At 51.9% G+C, this 539-nt stretch carries 1 protein-coding gene; it reads left to right on the forward strand.

All coding sequences use genetic code 11. From position 1 onward, the window contains the following. The first annotated feature begins 104 nt into the window (after positions 1 to 104). On the forward strand, positions 105 to 533 hold the full coding sequence (locus PRECH8_RS14345; RefSeq protein WP_200967770.1) for a cell wall hydrolase: 429 nt from the start codon (positions 105 to 107) through the stop codon (positions 531 to 533). Positions 534 to 539 lie beyond the last annotated feature (6 nt).

Here is a 539-nt window from a genome sequence, read left to right on the forward strand (position 1 = left end):
GATGGACTTTCGAAATCTAGGATAATCTAATCGCTCCCGGCACTCACCCATGTGCGATGCCCACATATAGTAGTAAGTGAGATCTGTTAACATGGGGTGAACATATGGCCGTTGTGAAAGCAAGAGAACAAGATATCGATCTATTGGCAAGGCTGCTTCGCGCAGAAGCAGAAGGGGAGGGCGAACAGGGGATGCTGATGGTCGGCAATGTCGGCATCAACCGGATTCGCGCGAACTGCTCCGATTTTGTCGGCTTGCGCACGATTCCGCAGATGGTGTACCAGCCGCATGCCTTCGAAGCGACGATCCATGGATACTTCTACCAAAAGGCGCGAGAAAGGGAGAAACGGCTGGCAAGGCGTGCTGTCAATGGCGAGCGGCTATGGCCCTCAAAGTTCAGTCTCTGGTATTTCCGTCCGCCGGGGGATTGTCCGCCGACTTGGTATGATCAGCCCTTAGCAGGCCGTTATAAGCAGCATTGTTTCTATGAGCCGACAGGGGAAGAATGCGAGAATATCTACAATACGTACTAACAAAAA

The organism is Insulibacter thermoxylanivorax (assembly GCF_015472005.1).
Lineage (GTDB): Bacteria > Bacillota > Bacilli > Paenibacillales > DA-C8 > Insulibacter > Insulibacter thermoxylanivorax.

Coding starts and splice junctions, on each gene's coding strand:
- PRECH8_RS14345 (WP_200967770.1), top strand. CDS start 105: ATGGCCGTTGTGAAAGCAAGAGAACAAGATATCGATCTATTGGCAAGG.